Raw genomic sequence first — 19,473 nt, 5'->3', positions numbered from 1 at the left:
GCACAAGCCTGCCGTCCCGCCCGTTTGAAGAGACAAGCACCATGCGTACCGACCTGTTCCGCAATCTCACCCTGTGGCAGAAGTTCGCCACGGTCACCGCCCTGGCCCTGGCCATGGTCGCACTGCCCAGTGCCTGGGTCGTGCGCGATCGCGTCGACCTCACCCGCCTGGCGCGGCAGGAACAGGCCGGCACCGTACCGGCCGGCGCCCTGCTGAAGCTGATCCAGCTGACCCAGCAGCACCGGGGCATGTCGTCGGCGCAGCTGGCTGGCAACCAGGGCATCAGGGCCGACCGCGAGAAGAAGCAGATCGAGGTCGACCAGGCCCTGGGCGTGGCCGTCGAATCGGTAGGCACGATGGCACAGGCCCTCGACCGCCCGGGGCTGGTCAGCACCGCACAGCGCATCCGCCAGGAGTGGCAGACCCTGGCCGGCAGCGTGTCTGGCGCTGGCATTGACGTGCCGGGCAGCTTCGGCCGGCACACCGAGCTGATCAACGTGCAGTTCGACCTGCTCAGCGCGGTGGTGGACGCCGCCAACCTCGCCCGGGACCCGGACCGCGCCAGCGACAACCTGATCGTCGCCACGCTGGAACACCTGCCCCGCCTGACCGAGAGCCTCGGCCAGGCCCGCGCCCGCGGCACGCCGGTCCTGACCAAGCAGGAGATCAGCGCCGAGCAGCGCGCGTCGCTGGCTGCGCTGGTCGGCTCGTCGCAGCTCAGTCTGCGTCGCGCACAGGAAAGCATGACCCGCTCGATGGAGGCGGACCCCACCCTGCGTGAGCGTCTGGACAAGCCGCTGGCCGACGCCGTGGCGGCGGCCAAGGCAGGCATCAACCTGGTGGACCGGCAGCTGGTGCATGCCGATGCCCTGACCTTCCCGTCGATGCAGTACTGGGCCGAGACCACCCAGGCGATCGATGCCCAGTTCGCGCTCCTCGCGCCGGCCTTCAAGATCGTCAACGAGCGCCTCGACGCCCGCGTGGCCGCCCACCAGCGCACGCTGGTGATGCTGGCGGGCGCCGTGGCCGGCGGGCTGCTGCTGCTGGTGGTGGTCACCACGTTGATCGTCCGTTCCGCCCGCCGCAGCGCGACGCGTGCCATCCATGCTGCCGAGGCGGTGGCCCGCGGCGACCTGTCGGTGCCCGCCGCGATCGATGGCCGTGACGAGTTCGCTGCCGTGGCGCGATCCTTCGAACATGTGCGCCTCACGCTCAACGAGCTGATCGCGCAGATGAACCAGATGTCGGCCGAGCACGAGCGTGGCGACATCGACGTGATGATCGACGTCGGCCGCTTCAGCGGCGACTTCCGCAGCATGGCCGAGGGGGCCAACCAGATGGTCAGCGCCCACATCGCCGTCAAGAAGCAGGCCATGGGCGTGGTGGCGGAGTTCGGCCGCGGCAACTACGACGCCCCGCTGCCCCCGTTCCCGGGCAAGAAGGCCTTCATCAACCACACCATCGAGCAGGTGCGCGCAGTGCTGCGCAGCAACGCCGCGGTGGCCGACGAGAACCTGCGCATCCGCACGGCGCTGGACGACGTGCCCAGCGCCGTGCTGATCGCCGACAACGCCGGCGTGATCCGCTACGCCAACAAGGCCGTCATCGCGCTGCTCACCCGCATCGCCGACGACCTGCGCACGGTGATTCCGAAGTTCGACGTCCGGACCATCATCGGTTCGAACTTCGACATCTTCCACAAGAACCCGGCCCACCAGCGCCGCCTGGTCGAGAGCCTGACCGGCCCGCATCGCGCCAACTGGAAGTTCGGCGGCCGGGCGATCCTGCTCACCGCCAGCCCGATCGTGAACGCCGACGGCAGCCGCGCCGGTGCCGTGCTGGAGTGGGTGGACCGCACCGAGGAAGTGCGCGCCGAAGAGGAGGTCACCTCCATCGTCGAGAACGCCGCCCGTGGCGACTTCAGCCGCCGCATCTCCCTGGCCAACGACGCCCCCGCCTTCATGCGCACCCTCGGCAACGGCGTCAACCAGCTCCTGGGCACCACCGAACAGAACCTCGGCCAGGTCAGCCAGACCATCTCCCGCGTCGCCGCCGGTGACCTCACCCAGTCCATGACCGGCGACCACGCCGGCATCTTCGGCCAGCTCCAGGGCGACCTCAACCGCATGGTCTCCCAGCTCGTCGAAACCATCTCCCAGGTCACCTCCGCCGCTCAGGCCCTCACCGCCGCCGCCGGCCAGGTCTCCTCCACTTCCCAGAGCCTGTCCCAGGGCGCCTCCGAGCAGGCCGCCAGCGTCGAAGAAACTTCCGCCTCCCTCCAGGAGATGGCCTCCTCCGTGCGCCAGAACGCCGAGAACGCCACCGTCACCGATGGCATCGCCACCAAGGCCGCCCGCGAGGCCGCCGATGGCGGCGAGGCTGTCTCCCAGACCGTCGAGGCGATGAAGTCGATCGCCACGCGCATCTCCATCATCGACGACATCGCCTACCAGACCAACCTGCTCGCGCTCAACGCCGCCATCGAGGCCGCACGCGCCGGTGACCACGGCAAGGGCTTCGCCGTCGTCGCCGCCGAGGTCCGCAAGCTCGCCGAGCGCTCCCAGGTCGCTGCCCAGGAAATCGGCCAGCTCGCTGGCTCCTCCGTCAAGCTCGCCGAAAAGGCCGGCTCCCTGCTCGGCCAGATGGTCCCTTCCATCCACAAGACCTCCGAGCTGGTCCAGGAGATCGCCGCCGCCTCCGGCGAGCAGTCCGACTCCGTCACCCAGATCAACGCCGCCATGGAGCACGTCAACGGCTCCACCCAGCAGAACGCCTCCGCCTCCGAGCAGCTCTCCGCCACCGCCGAGGAGCTCTCCGCTCAGGCCGCCCAGCTGCAGGAGCTGATGGCCTTCTTCCAGCTGGAGTCCGGCGGCCGGTCTGACGCTGGCGCCATGGCCGCCATGACCACCACCTACTCACCGGCGGCGCCACGCACCGCAGCCGGTGGCGCCACCGGCGGCGCAGGCCACTCCAGCAGCCACACCAGCGGTCCGGCCAGCGCCTCGCGCCAGCTCAACGCCATGCTGCAGCGCCGCGTCAGCGCGCCCGCACGCAAGGGCAGCAGCAGCCCCGCCGCCCACGGCGAGATCGACGAAGCCTCCTTCGCACGCTTTTGATGCGCCACTGCGCCGCAGGATCCGAGTCATGAACATCCAACCCTCCGCCGCGCCACGCTCGTCGGCCCCCGCCGACGGCGGCACCGACCTCAGCGGCACCAGCCAGCTGCTGCGCCTGGCCGTCGGGCCGCGCATGTATGCGGTGCCCATCGACCGGGTGCGCGAAATCCTCAAGGTGAGCCAGCTCACCGTGCTGCCGCTGATGCCCACCTTCGTGCGCGGCGTGATGAACCTGCGCGGCGCGGTGGTGCCGGTGATCGACCTGGGCGCACGCCTGGGCGGTGCGCCGACCATCCTCGCACGGCGCACCTGCGTGGTCATCGTCGAGCAGCGCAGCGCCGACGGCGCGTCGCAGACGCTGGGCGTGCTGGTCGACGCCGTGCACGAGGTGGTCGAGGCGGCGGGCACCGACATCGAGCCCGTGCCACAGCTCGGCACCGAGATCGCCAGCGAGTTCCTCGCCGGCATGGCCCGGCTGCGGGGCGAAATCGTGCCGGTGCTGGCGATGGAGCGCGTGCTCGATGAAGACGCGCTGACCCAGGCCATCGCCGCACACGCGCAGCCCGCGGGCGGCGCACGGCTGCACTGAGGGGCCAGACCATGTCCATGTCCAACACCTCCTTCGAGGCCGTGGTGTCGATGTTCGAGAAGGTCTCGGGCATCCGGCTCGCGCCCGTCAAGAAACCGCTCGTCGAAGGCCGCCTGCAGAAGCTCGCCCAGGACGCCGGGCTGCCGAGCCTGGACCGCTACGTCGAGCGCCTGATGCGCGGCGACGACCCGGACGAGCTCACCAAGGTGATCGACAAGCTCACCACCAACGAGACCTACTTCTTCCGCGAACCGCAGCACTTCGAATACCTGTCGCGCCGGCTCAAGGAGCACCCGCCACGCGGGCCGTTCCGGGTCTGGAGCGCGGCCAGCTCGTCGGGCGAAGAGGCCTACAGCATCGCCATGCTGCTGGCCGACGTGCTCGGCCAGCGCCCCTGGGAGGTGGTGGGAACCGACCTCTCCACCGCGGTGGTCGAGGCCGCCCGCCGCGCGCTCTACCCGATGGAGCGCGCCCGCCACACGCCACCGGAGTACCTCAAGCGCTTCTGCCTGCGCGGCGAAGGCAGCTACGCCGGACAGTTGCTGATCCAGCGCACGCTGCGTGAACGCGTGAGCTTTCGCTGCGCCAACCTGATGCAGCCCCTCCCCTCGGATCTCGGGCAGTTCGACGTGATCTTCCTGCGCAATGTGCTGATCTACTTCGACGCCCCGGCCAAGGCCCGCATCGTCAGCCGCGTCATCGGACAACTCCACGACCATGGGCACCTCTTCACCGGCCACGCCGAATCGCTCGGCAACCTCGACGTCAAGCTGCGTGCCATCCAGCCGGCCATCTACACGCACGCCTGAGCCAGGCACCGGCGCGCACACCAAGCCCGCGCACCCGGCGGGCACCGCTGCCGCACGCGCCCACGGCGGCCCCAAGCCGGCCGTGGCGGCAACACACCTGCGTGCCGCGCAGGCGGCCCACCCGGCCGTGCATGCCAAACCGCCCGCCAAGGCAGCGGCAGCGGCCGGCCCGCTCGGCCTGGTGCGTCACGCCAAGGCCGACCAGGAGCTGCTGCTGATGCCAGGGCAGCTGTACTTTGGCCGCGAGCCGGCGTCGATCCGCACCCTGCTGGGCTCCTGCGTCGCGCTGACCCTGTGGCACCCGCAGCACCGCATCGGCGGCATGTGCCACTACCTGCTGCCGGAGCGCCAGCGCAGCGCGGGCCAGCCGGCCGACGGCCGCTATGGCGACGAGGCGATCACGATGCTGCTCGAACACCTGCAGCGCGCCGGGACCAGGGCCACCGAATACGAAGTGCACCTGTACGGCGGCGCCGACACCCTGCCCGACCACGTGATGCACCGCACCCAGGTGGGGGTGCGCAACATCGAGCTGGGCTGGACGCTGGTCGACCAGCACGGCTTCCAGCTCGTGGGCGTGGACGTGGGCGACAACGTACCGCGCACCGTGCGCCTGGACATGCGCAGCGGCGAGGTGGCCATGCGCCGCTCCGAACGCTGACGCCACGGATCCAAACCATCTACGGGAACCTGCGATGAAATCGATCAAGGTCATGATCGTCGACGACTCGGCGGTGGTGCGAAAGCACCTGGCCGAACTGCTCACCGCCGCCGGCATCGATGTGATCGCCGCGGCCTCCGACCCGCTGTTCGCCTGGCAGAAGATGCAGGGCCAGTGGCCCGACGTGGTGGTGCTGGATGTGGAGATGCCCCGCATGGACGGCATCACCTTCCTGCGCCAGATCATGGCCGAGCGCCCGACGCCCGTGGTGATGTGCTCCACCCTGACCGAAGCCGGCTGCGAAACCACCATGCAGGCGCTAGGCGCTGGCGCCGTGGCCTTCGTCACCAAGCCACGCATCGGGCTGCGCGATTTCCTGGAAGACCGCTCCAACGGCCTGGTAGCGGCCGTGCGGGCCGCGGCTGGCGCCAACATGCGCGCGGTCAGCGCCGGCCTGGCCGCGCGATCCGCCGGCTCGGCCGGCCTGCCGGGCCGCCCGGGCCCGAAGGCGGCAGCCACCACGCCGGGCGCTGGGGTGGCCGGCGCGGCAGCGGCCGTAGGCGCCGCCCGCCGGCCCGGCAGCGCCGCCGCCCCGATGGCCGCACGCGCCCAGGGCGCCATGGCGGAGACCACCGACCGCGTCATCGCGGTGGGCATCTCCACCGGCGGCGTGCAATCCATCGAGGTGGTGCTCAAGGCCCTGCCCCGCACCGTGCCGGGCATGGTGATCGTGCAGCACATGCCGGAGAAGTTCACCGCTTCCTTCGCCGCCCGGTTGAACAACCTCTGCGAGCTGGAGGTGATGGAAGCGCGCGATGGCGACCGCGTCATCAACGGCCGGGTGCTGATCGCCCCCGGTGGCAAGCACATGCGCCTGAAGCGCAACGGCGCGCAGTACGTGGCCGAGGTCTTCGACGCGCCGCTCGTCAACCACCACCGGCCCTCGGTGGACGTGCTGTTCAAGTCGGTGGCCCAGTGCGCCGGGCGCAACGCCATCGGCCTGATCATGACCGGCATGGGCGACGACGGTGCGCGCGGCCTGCGTGACATGCACAACGCCGGGGCGCTGACCGCGGCGCAGGACGAGGCCAGCTCGGTGGTCTTCGGCATGCCCAAGGAGGCCATCAAGCTGGGCGCCGCCGACCACGTGCTGGGCCTGGCCGACATCGCCGCCTGGCTGCAGCGCAGCAGCAGCCAGCGCACGCCGGCCTGAAACGCCACGGCGGGCACGGGGCCTGCTCACACATCGGCCGCGCTGCCCCGATACTTCGGGGCCAGCCGCCCACCGATACCATGACCACCCCCGCCCCTCCCGCAGCCGCGCCCACCACCACGGCGACGCCCGCCGTCACGATCCGAAGCACCGCGCCGCCTGCGCCGCTGCGCCAGCTGCTGCCGCCCGACGACGGGCTGCGCACGCTCCTGCACAACGAGGTCCACGCCCGGCCGTCGGCGCGCATCCGGCTGCCCGCGCTGGTGGTGTTCGTCGCCGTGCTCAACGAGGGCATCACGCGCGAAGAGGAATGCGCCCACCTGCGCCGGCTGCCCGGCCAGGAGGGCCTCACGCCGGCCGACCTGGCCGACCACTTCCTGCGCCTGCGCCTGGGCGGCTACTCGCTGCGCTGGGAGCGCCACAGCGAGTTCACCCGCTACGTGCTGGTGCAGCCACTGCCCGAACCGGCCGGGCTGGGCGCCGACCAGCCCGACCTGTGCTCCGCCCTGGCGGTGGACCCGGACTGGCTGCGCAACCTGCCCGGGCGCACCGTGGCCGCCGTGCAGCTGGCGATGGTCACGCACGACATCGCCGACCCGCAGGCCGCCCTGGCGCTGGGCCAGCGCTGGTTCGGTGGCCGCACCATCGTCGCCTCGCTGATGGGCAACGGCCACTCGATCGCGGTGACCAACTTCCGCGTGCGCGAGGACGGCTTCGAGCGCATGCTGGTGATCGCCCCGCCCGGCACCAGTGAGACGCGCGCCGGGCGCATCTCCCAGCGGCTGCTGGAGCTGGAAACCTACCGCCTGATGGCGCTGCGCGGCCTGCCGGTGGCCAAGACGCTGGGGCCGGTGCTGGCCGAGGCCGAGGCCGGGCTGGCCGAGGTCACCGCCCAGCTGGAGGCGCGCCACACCTCGGAGGCCGACCTGCTGGACCGGCTGATCCACGTCGCCGCGGGCATCGAGCGCGCCAACGCCGAGCACGGCTACCGCTTCTCCGCCACCGAGGCCTACCACGGCATCGTGCGCCAGCGCATCGGCGAGCTGCGCGAGCGCGCCATCCCCGGCACCCAGACCATCGGCGAGTTCATGCAGCGGCGCCTGTCACCGGCCATTGCCACCGTCAGCGCCACGGCCCAGCGGCTGGCGGCACTGTCGCAGCGCATCGAGCGCGCCAGCGCCCTGCTGCGCACGCGGGTGGACATCGCCACCGAGACGCAGAACCAGCAGCTGCTGGCCCAGCTCACGCGCGGCCAGGAGCTGCAGCTGAACCTGCAGACCACCGTGGAAGGGCTGTCGATCGCGGCGATCTCCTACTACGTCATCAGCCTGATCCTCTACGGCGGCAAGGCGCTGAAATCGGCCGGCCTGCCGATCAACCCCGAGATGGCGGCCGGGGCGCTGATCCCGCTCGTGCTCTGGGGCGTCTGGAAGGCCACCCAGCGCATCCACGCCCGGCTGCACGCCGGGGCTGGGCACTGAGCCCGCCTTCGGTCCTGCTGCCATTGCTGTCGCTGCCGCCATGATCTCGATCCCGCTCGGCCCCATCGCCCTGCCAGCCGCGCCCCTGGTGCTGCTGCTGGCGGTGTGGGCCGGCTCCTGGGTGGCCTCGCGCATGGTGCGCGGGGTGCGGCAGGTGCAGGGCTCGCCGGAACCGAACACCCTGACAGCGCAGGCCGCACGCGCGGGCAATGCACTGATCCAGGCCGCGGGCGTGGGCCTGCTCGCTGCCCGACTGACGCACCTCGGTGGCCATGCCGACCTCTACCTGGCCGAGCCCTCCGCGATCATCGACCTGCGCGATGGCGGCTGGCACGCCCCGGCCGGCTGGCTGATCGGTGCCACCTGGCTGGCCGGCCATGCTTGGCTGGACACGGCGCTGCGCCGGCCCCTGCTGGCCGGCGGCCTGACCCTCGCCCTGGGCTGGGCCGTGGGCACCTGGGCATTGGGCACCCAGGCCCGAGCGCCCCTGCCCGCCCTGGCGCTGACCTCACTCGACGATGGCACCTCCCAGGCATCGCTCGACCGCCTGCCGCGCGGCCGCCCGGTGGTGGTGAACCTCTGGGCCAGCTGGTGCGGCCCCTGCCGGCAGGAGATGCCGGTGCTTGCTGCGGCGCAGCAGCGCGAGCAGCAGGCCGGCAACGATCGGCGCGTGGGATTCCTCTTCATCAACCAGGGCGAGCCGGCGCAGACGGTGCACGCCTACCTCGCCGCCCAGGCGTTGCCGCTGCGCGAGGTCTGGCTCGACACCGGGTCACGGCTCGGCCCGGCGGTGGGTTCGCGCGGGCTGCCCACCACGCTGTTCTACGACGCCGACGGCCGCCTGCTGGCCAGCCACTTCGGCGTGCTCAACGCCGCTGCCCTGGAAGCGCGCCTGCGGCAGTTGCGCGGCACGGCCACTCGCTGACCAGGGTCAACGCCGGCACGGGCCGGCAGGCGTCAGATCGGTGCATGCCCGCGCTGCCCGCCTTGCCCATGTCAACGGCCCAATGGTCACTTCTTCGGACCGGGCGGCACCAGCGGCCAGCCCTTGGCGGCCCAGGTGCTCATGCCGCCCACCACGTAGCGCACCTGCGTGTAGCCGCGCTCACGCAGCGCCTCGGCCACCTTGCGGGAGCGGTTCTGCGTGTTGCAGATCAGCAGCACCGGCTGGTCGGCGGACTTCGGGATCTCGGCCAGCCGGGCGCCGATCTGGCTCATCGGCAGCAGCCGCATGCCCGCCGCCACACCAGTGGCGTGTTCCTGCGGCTCACGGATGTCGAAGACCACCGTGCGCCCGTCGGCCAGCGCGGCACGGGCGGCGTCCAGGCTGACGGCCAGGGGGTCGCCCGCCTGGGCAACGGCCCCACCGGCCAGGCCGGCCAGCAGCGCCGCTGCCATCAAGTTGAAACGACGCCGCGCGCTGGCGCACGGCACATGGGAGCTTGAGCATGAAGACATCCCTGATTTATACACCCAAGGGTATGAAACACCTCTTGTCGAGGGTCACTCGGCTGCGGCCTGACCTGGTGGTGAGGCTCCCCCTGCTCCTGCTGTTCGCGCTGCTCACGCTCGTCATGCCCAGCCTGGCGCAGACCGGCGCGGCATCGGCCCCCGCACCGACCGGCCCGGTCACGCTGGAGGTCTTCGTGCGCCAGGGCTGCCCGCACTGCGCGGACGCCAAGGTGTTCCTGGCCGAGCTGCAGCGCCAGCGGCCGACGCTGCAGGTGCTGCTGCGGCCGATCGACCGCGACGCCGAGGCCCGCGAAGCGTTGATGGAGCGCTCGCGCCAGGCCGGCGTCTGGCCCCCGGGCGTGCCCACCTTCGTGGTGCATGGGCGCGTGCTGGTGGGTTTCGACGATGCCGAGCATCTCGGCCGGCAGTTGGTGGCGCTGATCGATGCCGGCCCGCCCGCGCCAGCAGCCAGTTCAGCCGCACCGTCCGAGCCTACCGGCACGGCGGGCACGGTCGAATCGGCCTGGTTCGGCCGCCTGAGCGCCGCGCGCCTGGGCCTGCCGGCCTTCACGCTGGCACTGGGGCTGCTGGACGGCTTCAACCCCTGCGCGATGTGGGTGCTGCTCTTCCTGCTGGCGCTGCTGGTGCGGCTGAAGGACCGTCGCCGCATGGCACTGATCGCCGGCACCTTCGTGGCCGCCAGCGGCGCGGTGTACTACGCCTTCATGGCCGCCTGGCTGAACGTTTTCCTGGCGGTCGGCCTGTCGCAGCCGGTGCGCTGGACGTTGGGCGGGGTCGCGGTGTCCATCGGCCTGATCAACCTGAAGGAACTGGTCGCCTGGAAGCAGGGGCCCTCGCTGACCATCCCCGAGTCGGCCAAGCCGGGCCTGTACGCACGCATGCGCCAGGTGGTGCAGGCGCCGGGCCTGCCGGCCTCGCTGGTGGCGGTGGCCGCCCTGGCGGTGGTGGTCAACTTCGTCGAGCTGCTGTGCACCGCCGGCTTTCCGGCCGTCTACACCGCCGTGCTGGCGCAGCAGCAGCTCTCGCCACTGGCGCATTACGGCTACCTGGGCCTCTACATCCTGGGCTACATCGCCGACGACACGCTGATGGTCACGCTCGCCGTGCTGGCGCTGGGCAGCGGCAAGCTCACCGAGCGCACCGGCCGCTGGCTCAAGGGCCTGAGCGGGCTGGTGATGCTGGCCCTCGGGGTGGCGCTGCTGTGGCACCCCGAATGGCTGGGCTGATCACGCGAACGCGCCCACGCCCGAGCACGAACACAGGCTCGCCGGTCACGCGAGCTTGAAGCGCGACGACTGCTCGCTGACCTGCAGGCTCTGGCGGCGCAGCTCCTGGGCGGCGTCGGTCATCTGCTCGGCCAGCTTGGCGTTCGACTCGCTGAACTGGTGCAGCTGGTCGAGCGAGCCGGCCATCTGGCGGGCGTTGTGCTGGCCCTCGCTGGTCAGTTCGGTCAGGCGCTGCAGCACCTTGTTGACGCCCAGCACCTCCGCCTCGGTGCCGACCACGGCCTCGACGGTGCGCTGGGTGATCGCCCGGCCCTGCTCGATCTCGGCGATCGAGGCGGCCACGATGGCACTGATCTGCTGGGCCGCGTTGGCCACCCGCACCGAGAGCTGCCGCACCTCGTGCGCCACCACGGCAAAGCCCTTGCCGGCCTCGCCGGCGCGGGCCGCCTCCACCGAGGCGTTGAGCGACAGCAGGTGGGTCTGGAAGGCGATGCCGTCGATCATGCCGACGATCTTGCCGATCTCGCGGCTGCGCTGCTGCAGCCCGGCGATGCGCTCGGAGAGCGTGCCCATCACGCGCCGGCTGCGGCCGGACTCGGTGCGCATCGCCCGCGCGCGCTCCACGGCCTGCTGCACGCACTGTTCGTAGCCTTCCAGGTGGCCGACCATCGAGCCGATGCCCTCGCGCACCGAGGCCACCGAGGCCAGCGCCGCATCAGAGCCGCGCGACAGGTCGCCACTGGCGCTGGCAATTTCGGTCGAGGCGTGCGCGACGGAGGCCACGCCGCGCCGCACCACCGAGAACAGGCCGCCCAGGTTGCCCAGCGATTCGGTGATCAGGGCCAACGTCAGCGCCGCCTCGTCACGCCCCAGCGGGCTTGGGCGCCGGCTGAGGTCGCCCTCGGCCACGTACTGCACCTCGCGCTGGATCTGCCGCATGCCGCCGCGCAGGACGTGGAAGAAGGCGTAGAGGACATAGATCGCCAGCGCGAGCATGAGGGCCAGCAGCGCGCACGAGCCAATGAAGGCGTTGCGCTGGTGACGCCAGTGGCCTTCCAGGTCGTTGGCGAAGCGTTTCATCATGGCGGACTGCAGGTGCAGCAACTCGCTGCGCTGGACCGTGACGGCAGCCCGCTCGCTCTGCAGTTCGGCGACGTCCGGGCCTGCCACCACCAGCCGATGCAGTGCGTCAGCGCGCTGCTGGACACGATCAAGCACCTGGATCAACCGGGCAGACTCCGAAATCCCTTCGTGGGCCGGGTTGCCATTGCCTGAAGGTGAATCGTCCAGCCCCAGGGCTGAGGTACGGGCTCGTTCCACCAGCGATGGCAGCGAGTGAAAGACGGCGGCGTAGGGCTGGTACGCAGCCACGCTGTGGTCACTTTGAGCCGCCAGGCGCTGCGCCCGGGCCAGGATGGTGCCCAGGGACTGTTCTATTCGCGGCAACAGGTGCATTGCCAGCCGTGCCCTGTGCCGGGAATCGGGCAAGTGGTCGCGCCCGAGGGCGGTGTCCAACAGCAGAGCCTCATTGAAATCCAGCAGGTGACCAATGAAGTCGGTACGCTGCCTCACCGCCTCGCCCTGTGAGCCCTCGACGCGCGGGCCTGTCAGGAGTGGAAAGTCCTCAACCAGCGCGCGGAAGCGCACGTCGACCGCCCGCGCGTCCGCGCCTGCCACGTAGGCCTGCTCCAGGTGTTGCCAGCCTGCCTCGATGCGACGCGCTTGTGCGTCTGCCTCGGCTGGTGCCAGGTGGGCGCCGCGAAAAAGGGCACCGCGTTGGGCATTGACAGCGCGCAGCAGTTCGTCGGCAGACTGCGCCAGCACCAGCATCTCGCGCGCCTTGCTGAGGTCGGCCAGCTCGCGCCAGGCCGCACTGAACTGCAGCAGGGCGAGCACCGCGGTAGGCACGATGAAGGCCGCCGACACCAGCATGGCTTTGGCGCGGAAGTCCAGCCGCCGGTGCAGGCGCACACCCGGCGCCCAGACCCCATGGTGACGAAAGAACTCCCGCCAGGACGAGCGCAGTGCACGCAGACGCGCCAGGGGCTGGCTCGCGCCGCCGCCCAGGATGGCGGATGTGGCAGAAAACTCGCGCCAGCGGGTGGAGAAACTCATGTGGGCACCTTCCAGCCAGGGTCCGGCGGGCGCGCCGGATTGCGCGCGCGCCGCCAGCAATGGCAACGGTAGGCATTAGAGGCTTGGGGCGCGAACCTGCGTGCGCCGAAATGGGGTGGCGCGTGCGGGCATTTCACCAGATCGGGGCCCGGCACGCCCGGCGACGATCCCTGCCATCAGCCGCAGTGGGTTGGCATGCGCCTTGGCCGCACGCCCTTGCTGCCGGCACCCTGTACTCAGCCGCCCGTGCCGGTCGCCCGGTCCGAGTCCCCCGATGAGCCCCTCCGCCACCTCCCCTCACACCCCGCCAGCGCCGCTGCCGCCCGTTACCGCGGCAGCTGGTGGCGCACCGCCGCGCCCCGGCCGCCGCATGCACGCCTGGCGGGCTGCCAGGATGGGCCTGTGGGCGGGTGCCCTGGCAGCCGCCACCGGCCTGGCCACGCAGCTGGGCGGCGGCTGGCCGGCCAGCCTGGCCGGCGCGCTGGTCGCGGCCCTGCTCATCGGGCGGCTGGCGGCGGCGGGCCAGGCCGCGGCGGGCGAGGACGCGCCACCGGAGCAGCACGTCGCACTGGTCGAGCAGGTGGTGCCGGTCTGGCAGCGGCAGATCGAATCCGCCCGCGAGCATGCCGAGCGCAGCACCGGCGAGATCCTGGGCGCCTTCTCGATGATCGACGAGCGGCTGGAGCAGGCCGTGCGGCTGGCCGAGCAGTCTTCGATGGACCTCAGCGGCGCCAACGTCGACGCGCTGATCGACGACAACGACGCCGTGCTGGCCAACCTGCTGGAGCCCGTGCGTGCCGCAATCGGCCAGCGCGACGAGGCGCTCGCCGAGATCGAGCGCGTGGGCGCCGCCGTCGACGAGCTGCGCCAGGGCGCCGCGCGGGTGCGCCAGCTGGCCAGGCGCATCAACATGGTGGCCATCAACGCCTCGGTGGAGTCGGCCCGGGCCGGCTCGCGGGCCGGCAGCTTCGCGGTGCTGGCCGAGGAGGTACGCGCCCTGGCCCAGCAGTCCACCGCGGACGCCAGCCGCATGCTCAGCCAGTCCAACCAACTGGAAGAGCAGCTGCGCGGGCTGCGCCTGCAGGCGGCCACGCGCGACAGCTGCGACGAGGAGCTGCGGGCCCAGGCCGACGCCAGCGCACGCCGTGCCATCGGCGGGCTGCTGGACAGCGTCGGACAGGTCAGCCGCTCCAGCCGGGGTCTGCGCGAGGCGGGTGCCGCCGTGCGTGCCGAGGTCGAACGCGTGCTGATGGGCTTCCAGGCCCAGGACCGGTTCAACCAGATGCTGGGCAGCATCAGCGAGGACATGGAGCGCTTGCAGGACTGGCTGCAGCAGCGCGGCGACCTCAGCAGCAACCAGGCGGCCGTCTGGCTGGCGCGGCTGGAGTCGGGCTACACGATGGAAGAGCAGCGCACCCAGCACCACGGCCAGAAGATCATCGAGCGCGAGGCGCAGGTCGAGTTCTTCTGACCGCCCGGCCCCGTCCACCTGGTTCGCACGGATCGACCGCATGACCCCCTCCTCCACCGCCCGGTTCGCCCGCCTGCTGCAGCCCGGCCTGCTGCTGATGCGGCGCTTCACGATGGGCACACGCATCCTGGCCTGCTGCGCCCTGGCCCTGCTGCCGCTGGGCGGCATGACGGGTTGGGCCGTCTGGCAGCAGTTCCAGGACATTGCCGAAGTGCACCAGGAGCTGGCCGGCATCGAGCAGATCGCCGCGCTCGTACCGGTGGTGCAGCTGGCCCAACAGCACCGCCTGCACGCCCGCCTCGCCGCACTGGAGCACCCTGGTGCAGCCGACCGACTGGCAGAAGCCCGCCAACGGCTCGGCCAGGCCCTGGGCCAGGCGGACGAGCTGATCGCCGGTGGCACCGACGCCTTGCTGCAGGAGCGCTGGCGCGCCAGCCTGGGCGCCTGGAAGCGCTTCATCGCGATGGACGCCCAACACCTGCCGCCGGCCCTGTGGGATGACCAGTCGACCCAGATCGACCGCCTCAGCGAGCTGATCCAGCTGGCGGCGGAGCGCTCCAGGCTGGTGCTGAACCCCCAGGGCAGCGCCTACTTCCTGGTCGACCTGGCGGTGCAGCACGTCGTTCCCTGGGCCGAATCGCTGGCGCGGCTGGGCGAGATCGGCGCGGCCGGCATCGCCCAGGGCGGCTGGATCGACGCCGACCAGCACCTGCTGTATGCCCATGCGCTGCACACCCGGCTGCGGCTGCAGACCATCGAATCCCGCCTGGCCGCCCTGCAGCGCATGGGCGAGCCCGTGCCGGCGGGCTGGGAGGGCGCGCGCCACAGCGCCCTGCAGCTGGCCCGGCAGACGGAAGATGCCGCCGCCAGCGCCTACGACCCGGCACGCGCCACCGCCCACGCCGTGCTGGCGGAGCAGACGCTGCACGCGGCCGCCCACGTGAACGTCTCGGTGCTGCGGCGCCTGGAGCAGCTCAGCCGCGAGCACATCGACCAGGTCAGCCGCGTCATCGCGCTGCAGGTGTCGATCTGCGCGGGCGTGGGCCTGGTGATGGGCTACCTCGGCCTGTGCCTGTACATCAGCTTTGGCAGCGCGCTGGGGCGGCTGGACCAGGCGGTGCAGGCCGTGGCCGCCGGTGACCTCACCCACCGCTGCGAGGTCGATGGCGACACCGAGTTGCAGGCCATCGGCCATGAACTGGGGCACATGTCGCAGCGCCTGTCGGGCACGGTGGCGGAGATCCGCAGCACCGCCGCGCGGCTGGCGATGTCCGGCGAGCGCCTGTCCAACGACACCACGGCACTGGCGCAGCGCACAGAGTCTCAGGCCACGGCACTGGCGCAGACCGCCGGCGCCGTGCGCCAGATCAGCGACACGGTGGACCACACGGCCCGCAGCGCCCGCGCGGTCTCGCAGCGGGCCGAGCAGGCCTGCGCGATCGCCGACGAGGGCCGCCAGTCAATGCGCGAGGCGGTGGCAGCGATGCAGGAGATCGAGGCCTCGGCACGCCGCACCGGCGAGATCGTCGGCCTGATCGAGGACATCGCCTTCCAGACCAACATGTTGTCGCTCAACGCCTCGGTCGAGGCCGCCAAGGCGGGCGAGGCCGGGCGCGGCTTCGCCGTGGTGGCCGAGGAGGTGCGCAAGCTCGCCAAGCGCAGCAGCGACGCCGCCCAGGAGGTGGGCAACCTGCTGGAAACCTCGGCCCGCCAGGTGGGCGAAGGCGTGGTGCGCATCTCGGCGGTGGACCTGACGCTGGGTGACATCGCGCAGGGCATCCGCGACGTGGCAGGCACGCTGCAACACATCGCCGAGGCCTCCACCGGGCAGAGCGCCTCGCTGGGCGAACTCACCGCCACGGTGGTCAGCCTGGACGACATCACGCGCGAGAACGCCGCCATGGTGCGGGCCTCCCACCACGCCACCCAGGCGCTGATGGACCAGGCCGGCATCCTGACGCAGGCGGTGCAGTCCATGCGGCTGTGGCAGGGCAGCTCGGACGAGGCCCGCGCCCTGGTCGACCGGGCCGTCGAGCACATCCGCCAGCACGGCCTGGCAGCGTCACTCGATGCCCTGCATGACCGCAACGGCAGCTTCATCGACCGCGACCTCTACGTCTTCGGCTTCAGCCGCTCGGGCAGCTACCAGGTCAGCGGCAGCGACCCCAGCCTGGTCGGCCAGCCGGCTCCGCCGATCGCCACCGCCGATGGCGACCTGCTCACCGCCGCCGTGTGGCGCCTGGACCCGCGGGGCAGCTGGGTCGATTACCAGATCTCGCACCCGCAGACGCTGGAATTGGTCGACAAATCCAGCTACGTGCGCCAGGTGGACGACGACCTGGTGATCGGCTGTGGCGTCTACAAGCGCCAGGGCGTGGTCGCCGGGCAGTTGCACCGCGTCGGGGCAGCTGTGCCCACGCCTTCCCCGACACGCACCCCCACCCCCGCTGGCAGTCCCGCGCCGGCCAGGGCCTGAGCGCAGCCAAGCCGCGCAGGCCCCCGGGCCGTCAGGCGCTCAGCGGCGGCAGCGGCGGCCAGGGCAGCTCGACGTCGGCGCACTGCGCACGATCGAGCAGCACGTGGTCAACCAGCACCAGCGCCAGCATGGCCTCGGCGATCGGCGTGGCGCGGATGCCCACGCAGGGGTCGTGGCGGCCCAGTGTCTGCACGGTGGTGGCCTCGCCAGCGCGGGTCACCGAGGCGCGCGGCGTGCGGATGGAACTGGTGGGCTTGATGGCGATCGACACGCGCAGGTCCTGCCCGGTCGAAATGCCACCGAGCACGCCGCCGCTGTGGTTGCTGCGGAAGCCCCCGGGCGTCAGCTCGTCGCCATGCTCGCTGCCACGCTGCGTGACGCAGCCGAAGCCGGCGCCGATCTCGACGCCCTTCACCGCATTGATGCCCATCATGGCGTAGGCGATGTCGGCATCGAGCTTGTCGAACAGCGGCGCGCCCAGGCCGTCCGGGACCCCGCGCGCCTGCACCTCGATGCGCGCGCCGCAGGAGTCGCCCGCGTGGCGCAGCGCGTCCATGTAGGCCTCCAGCTCGGGGATGACGCTGGCCGACGGCGCAAAGAAGGGGTTCAGCGGGATCTGGCTCTCGTCCTCGTTGGGGATGGCGATCTCGCCGAGCTGGCTCATCCAGCCGATGAAGGTGGTGCCGTGGCGCTCGCGCAGCCACTTCTTGGCCACCGCGCCCGCGGCCACCATCGGCGCGGTCAGGCGTGCCGACGAGCGCCCACCGCCGCGCGGGTCGCGCAGGCCGTACTTGCGCCAATAGGTGTAGTCGGCATGGCCCGGACGGAAGGTGTCGAGGATGTTGCCGTAGTCCTTGCTGCGCTGGTCGGTGTTGCGAATCAGCAGGGCGATCGGCGTGCCGGTGGTCAGCCCTTCGTAGACGCCCGAGAGGATCTCGACCGCGTCCGGCTCATTGCGCTGCGTGACATGCCGGCTGGTGCCGGGGCGGCGGCGGTCCAGGTCGCCCTGGATGTCGGCCTCGCTCAACGCCAGCCCAGGCGGACAGCCGTCGATGACGCAGCCGATCGCCGGGCCGTGGCTTTCGCCGAAGTTGGTGACTCGAAACAGGGTGCCGAAGGTGCTGCCGGGCATCGCAGGAAATCCGAAAGTGCCGGGCGCCAGGGGCCTGCCCGGGCAGGAAGGCCAGGAGGGCCGGATTGTAGGTGGCCGGCCAGCGCGCCTGCACCGGCCCGAAATGACCTGCGAAGACCGCGCTGCTCGCGCCTTCGGCAGCAGCCCTGGCTGCCCACAATGCGTTCCAGATCCTGGGTGTGCGGCCGATTTCCACCGAACCACGCCACCCGCTAGATACGGCCTGACGATCCCCTGAGAGGTTCTCCATGAGCATGGTTCTCGAATCCGCTTCCTCCGCTTCGACCGCCACCCCTTCGATCGGCAAGAGCCGCGCCCTGGGGGCATCGGCGGGACAGGCCGCAGGCAACCACCACCTCGGCGGTGAATTCCTGACCTTCCGCCTGGGCGCGGAGGAGTACGGCATCGAGATCCTGAAGGTGCAGGAGATCCGCTCCTACGAGCCGCCCACGCGCATCGCCAATTCGGCGTCCTTCTTCAAGGGGGTGGTGAACCTGCGCGGCGTGATCGTGCCGATCGTCGACCTGCGGCTGAAGTTCGGCTGCGACAGCGCCGAGTACAACAGCTTCACCGTCGTGATCGTCTTGAACATCCGCGGCCGCGTGGTCGGCGCTGTGGTGGACTCGGTGTCCGACGTGCTGGAACTGCCCGGCGATGCGGTGCGCCCGGCCCCGGAGATCAACGCCGCGGTGGACACCAGCTACATCACCGGCATCGCCAACGTGAGCGATCGCATGCTGATCCTGATGGACATCGAGGCGCTGATGAGCAGCGCCGACATGGGCCTGATCGAAGCAGCGATGCAGTGAACTGCGGCGCTCAAGCCCCGGCCCCACGCCTCCGCAGATTCCATTTCACAGTAAGGACCGCGCCCACCGCATGCAACAACGCGCCCAGGACATCATCGTGCTGACCCGCTCGGCCTGGCAGACACCCAACGGCCATGATCGGGGCTGCTGGTCACCTCGCCGCAACGACAGTCAGGCGAGCCCCACGGCCCAACCGCACGCGCCATCGCGGCCGTCCGGCTCACCGGCCCACCCGCTGCACGCCTGATCCACCGCCGCGCAGGCCTGCAGGTCGCAATTGCGACCCGGCCGATGCAACGACGAGGGGCTCCCGAAGGAGCCCCTTTTTCACATCCGCAGGACAAAGTTCCTCAGGCCTGCGGCTGGGCACTGCCGGCCCCGGCTGCCTCCGCGGCCCCTTCTTCGACAGGCCAGTCGCGGATGTAGGCCTTCAGCATCCGGTTCTCGAAGTCCTGCGCCTCCACCACCGCCTTCGCCACGTCGTAGAAGGAGATCACGCCCATCAGGGTGCGCTGCTCCAGCACCGGCATGTAGCGCGCATGGCGCTCCAGCATCATGCGGCGCACCTCGTCGATCTCGGTGGCCGGCGTGCAGGTGAGCGGGAAGTCGTCCATCACCGAGCGCACCCGCGGGCCACTGACCGAGCCCGCGTTCTTCACCACCGCCTTGATGACCTCGCGGAAAGTCAGCATGCCGACCAGGTCTCCGTGCTCCATCACGACCAACGAGCCGATGTCGTTGTCGCTCATGGTCGTCACGGCCTCGATCAGGGGCTGGTCCGGATGGGTGGTGAACAGGGCGTTGCCCTTGACGCGCAGGATGTCGCTGACTTTCATGGAGGCCTCCTCGGTGCCGTGAGAGGTGTGAGCTTCGCGCTGCGCCGTGGCGCAGGGGTGATACGG

15 protein-coding genes are annotated in these 19,473 nt (G+C 71.1%); 11 read left to right on the top strand and 4 right to left on the bottom strand.

Going from position 1 to position 19,473, the window contains the following annotated elements; genetic code table 11:
• Positions 1-41 precede the first annotated feature (41 nt).
• The 7 genes from NGK70_RS26445 (at position 42) to NGK70_RS08025 (ending at position 8,794) form a co-directional block, all read left to right on the top strand.
• Positions 42-3,116 carry a methyl-accepting chemotaxis protein gene (locus tag NGK70_RS26445; RefSeq protein WP_310742587.1) on the top strand — a complete coding sequence of 1,025 codons (3,075 nt, stop codon included), beginning with the start codon at positions 42-44 and terminating at the stop codon, positions 3,114-3,116.
• A 28-nt stretch (positions 3,117-3,144) separates the two neighbouring features.
• Entirely contained in the window at positions 3,145-3,705 is a 561-nt protein-coding gene (locus NGK70_RS08050) for a chemotaxis protein CheW (RefSeq protein WP_251972736.1), read from the top strand.
• Between the two features lie 17 nt (positions 3,706-3,722).
• A complete protein-coding gene (locus NGK70_RS08045; RefSeq protein ID WP_310742586.1) occupies positions 3,723-4,514 on the top strand; it encodes a CheR family methyltransferase in 792 nt (263 codons plus the stop codon).
• 82 nt (positions 4,515-4,596) lie between these two features.
• Positions 4,597-5,175, top strand: a complete 579-nt coding sequence (locus NGK70_RS08040; RefSeq protein ID WP_251972734.1) for a chemotaxis protein CheD — start codon at positions 4,597-4,599, stop codon at positions 5,173-5,175.
• Between the two features lie 34 nt (positions 5,176-5,209).
• Positions 5,210-6,388 carry a protein-glutamate methylesterase/protein-glutamine glutaminase gene (locus tag NGK70_RS08035; protein ID WP_251972733.1) on the top strand — a complete coding sequence of 393 codons (1,179 nt, stop codon included), beginning with the start codon at positions 5,210-5,212 and terminating at the stop codon, positions 6,386-6,388.
• Positions 6,389-6,468: 80 nt separating this feature from the next.
• Positions 6,469-7,869 carry a DUF3422 family protein gene (locus tag NGK70_RS08030; protein ID WP_251972732.1) on the top strand — a complete coding sequence of 467 codons (1,401 nt, stop codon included), beginning with the start codon at positions 6,469-6,471 and terminating at the stop codon, positions 7,867-7,869.
• Positions 7,870-7,909: 40 nt separating this feature from the next.
• Complete coding sequence (locus NGK70_RS08025; RefSeq protein ID WP_251972731.1) at positions 7,910-8,794, top strand: TlpA family protein disulfide reductase; 885 nt, start codon at positions 7,910-7,912, stop codon at positions 8,792-8,794.
• 86 nt (positions 8,795-8,880) lie between these two features.
• On the opposite strand, the gene NGK70_RS08020 is transcribed toward NGK70_RS08025, so the two are convergent.
• Positions 8,881-9,267: a rhodanese-like domain-containing protein gene (locus NGK70_RS08020; RefSeq protein WP_251972730.1), complete on the bottom strand. Its 387-nt coding sequence runs from the start codon at positions 9,265-9,267 to the stop codon at positions 8,881-8,883.
• A gap of 131 nt (positions 9,268-9,398) precedes the next feature.
• Between NGK70_RS08020 and NGK70_RS08015 the strand changes: the two genes are divergently transcribed.
• A complete protein-coding gene (locus NGK70_RS08015) occupies positions 9,399-10,568 on the top strand; it encodes a glutaredoxin family protein (protein ID WP_251972729.1) in 1,170 nt (389 codons plus the stop codon).
• A 45-nt stretch (positions 10,569-10,613) separates the two neighbouring features.
• On the opposite strand, the gene NGK70_RS08010 is transcribed toward NGK70_RS08015, so the two are convergent.
• Positions 10,614-12,683: a methyl-accepting chemotaxis protein gene (locus tag NGK70_RS08010; protein ID WP_251972728.1), complete on the bottom strand. Its 2,070-nt coding sequence runs from the start codon at positions 12,681-12,683 to the stop codon at positions 10,614-10,616.
• 274 nt (positions 12,684-12,957) lie between these two features.
• On the opposite strand from NGK70_RS08010, the gene NGK70_RS08005 reads away from it, so the two are divergent.
• Together NGK70_RS08005 and NGK70_RS08000 are read left to right on the top strand one after the other, a co-directional pair.
• Positions 12,958-14,154 carry a methyl-accepting chemotaxis protein gene (locus NGK70_RS08005; RefSeq protein WP_251972727.1) on the top strand — a complete coding sequence of 399 codons (1,197 nt, stop codon included), beginning with the start codon at positions 12,958-12,960 and terminating at the stop codon, positions 14,152-14,154.
• A gap of 40 nt (positions 14,155-14,194) precedes the next feature.
• A complete protein-coding gene (locus tag NGK70_RS08000) occupies positions 14,195-16,630 on the top strand; it encodes a methyl-accepting chemotaxis protein (protein WP_251972726.1) in 2,436 nt (811 codons plus the stop codon).
• Positions 16,631-16,661: 31 nt separating this feature from the next.
• Here NGK70_RS08000 and aroC read toward each other — a convergent pair whose 3' ends face one another.
• Positions 16,662-17,762 carry a chorismate synthase gene (aroC, locus tag NGK70_RS07995; protein WP_251972725.1) on the bottom strand — a complete coding sequence of 367 codons (1,101 nt, stop codon included), beginning with the start codon at positions 17,760-17,762 and terminating at the stop codon, positions 16,662-16,664.
• A gap of 248 nt (positions 17,763-18,010) precedes the next feature.
• Here aroC and NGK70_RS07990 point away from each other — a divergent pair, with 248 nt between their 5' ends.
• Positions 18,011-18,571: a chemotaxis protein CheW gene (locus NGK70_RS07990; RefSeq protein WP_251972724.1), complete on the top strand. Its 561-nt coding sequence runs from the start codon at positions 18,011-18,013 to the stop codon at positions 18,569-18,571.
• 350 nt (positions 18,572-18,921) lie between these two features.
• Here the strand turns inward: NGK70_RS07990 and NGK70_RS07985 are convergent, their stop codons facing one another.
• A complete protein-coding gene (locus tag NGK70_RS07985; protein ID WP_251972723.1) occupies positions 18,922-19,407 on the bottom strand; it encodes a CBS domain-containing protein in 486 nt (161 codons plus the stop codon).
• Positions 19,408-19,473: the final 66 nt, after the last annotated feature.

Origin of the sequence: Sphaerotilus microaerophilus, from assembly GCF_023734135.1 — a bacterium.
GTDB lineage: Bacteria > Pseudomonadota > Gammaproteobacteria > Burkholderiales > Burkholderiaceae_C > Sphaerotilus > Sphaerotilus microaerophilus.
This window is presented reverse-complemented; position numbering and strand designations above follow the sequence as displayed.

Bases quoted from the DNA above. Each gene is read 5' to 3' on its own strand.
- NGK70_RS26445 (WP_310742587.1), top strand. From the start codon at position 42: ATGCGTACCGACCTGTTCCGCAATCTCACCCTGTGGCAGAAGTTCGCC.
- NGK70_RS08050 (WP_251972736.1), top strand. From the start codon at position 3,145: ATGAACATCCAACCCTCCGCCGCGCCACGCTCGTCGGCCCCCGCCGAC.
- NGK70_RS08045 (WP_310742586.1), top strand. From the start codon at position 3,723: ATGTCCAACACCTCCTTCGAGGCCGTGGTGTCGATGTTCGAGAAGGTC.
- NGK70_RS08035 (WP_251972733.1), top strand. From the start codon at position 5,210: ATGAAATCGATCAAGGTCATGATCGTCGACGACTCGGCGGTGGTGCGA.
- NGK70_RS08030 (WP_251972732.1), top strand. From the start codon at position 6,469: ATGACCACCCCCGCCCCTCCCGCAGCCGCGCCCACCACCACGGCGACG.
- NGK70_RS08025 (WP_251972731.1), top strand. From the start codon at position 7,910: ATGATCTCGATCCCGCTCGGCCCCATCGCCCTGCCAGCCGCGCCCCTG.
- NGK70_RS08020 (WP_251972730.1), bottom strand. From the start codon at position 9,267: ATGGCAGCGGCGCTGCTGGCCGGCCTGGCCGGTGGGGCCGTTGCCCAG.
- NGK70_RS08010 (WP_251972728.1), bottom strand. From the start codon at position 12,683: ATGAGTTTCTCCACCCGCTGGCGCGAGTTTTCTGCCACATCCGCCATC.
- NGK70_RS08005 (WP_251972727.1), top strand. From the start codon at position 12,958: ATGAGCCCCTCCGCCACCTCCCCTCACACCCCGCCAGCGCCGCTGCCG.
- NGK70_RS08000 (WP_251972726.1), top strand. From the start codon at position 14,195: ATGACCCCCTCCTCCACCGCCCGGTTCGCCCGCCTGCTGCAGCCCGGC.
- aroC (WP_251972725.1), bottom strand. From the start codon at position 17,762: ATGCCCGGCAGCACCTTCGGCACCCTGTTTCGAGTCACCAACTTCGGC.
- NGK70_RS07990 (WP_251972724.1), top strand. From the start codon at position 18,011: ATGAGCATGGTTCTCGAATCCGCTTCCTCCGCTTCGACCGCCACCCCT.
- NGK70_RS07985 (WP_251972723.1), bottom strand. From the start codon at position 19,407: ATGAAAGTCAGCGACATCCTGCGCGTCAAGGGCAACGCCCTGTTCACC.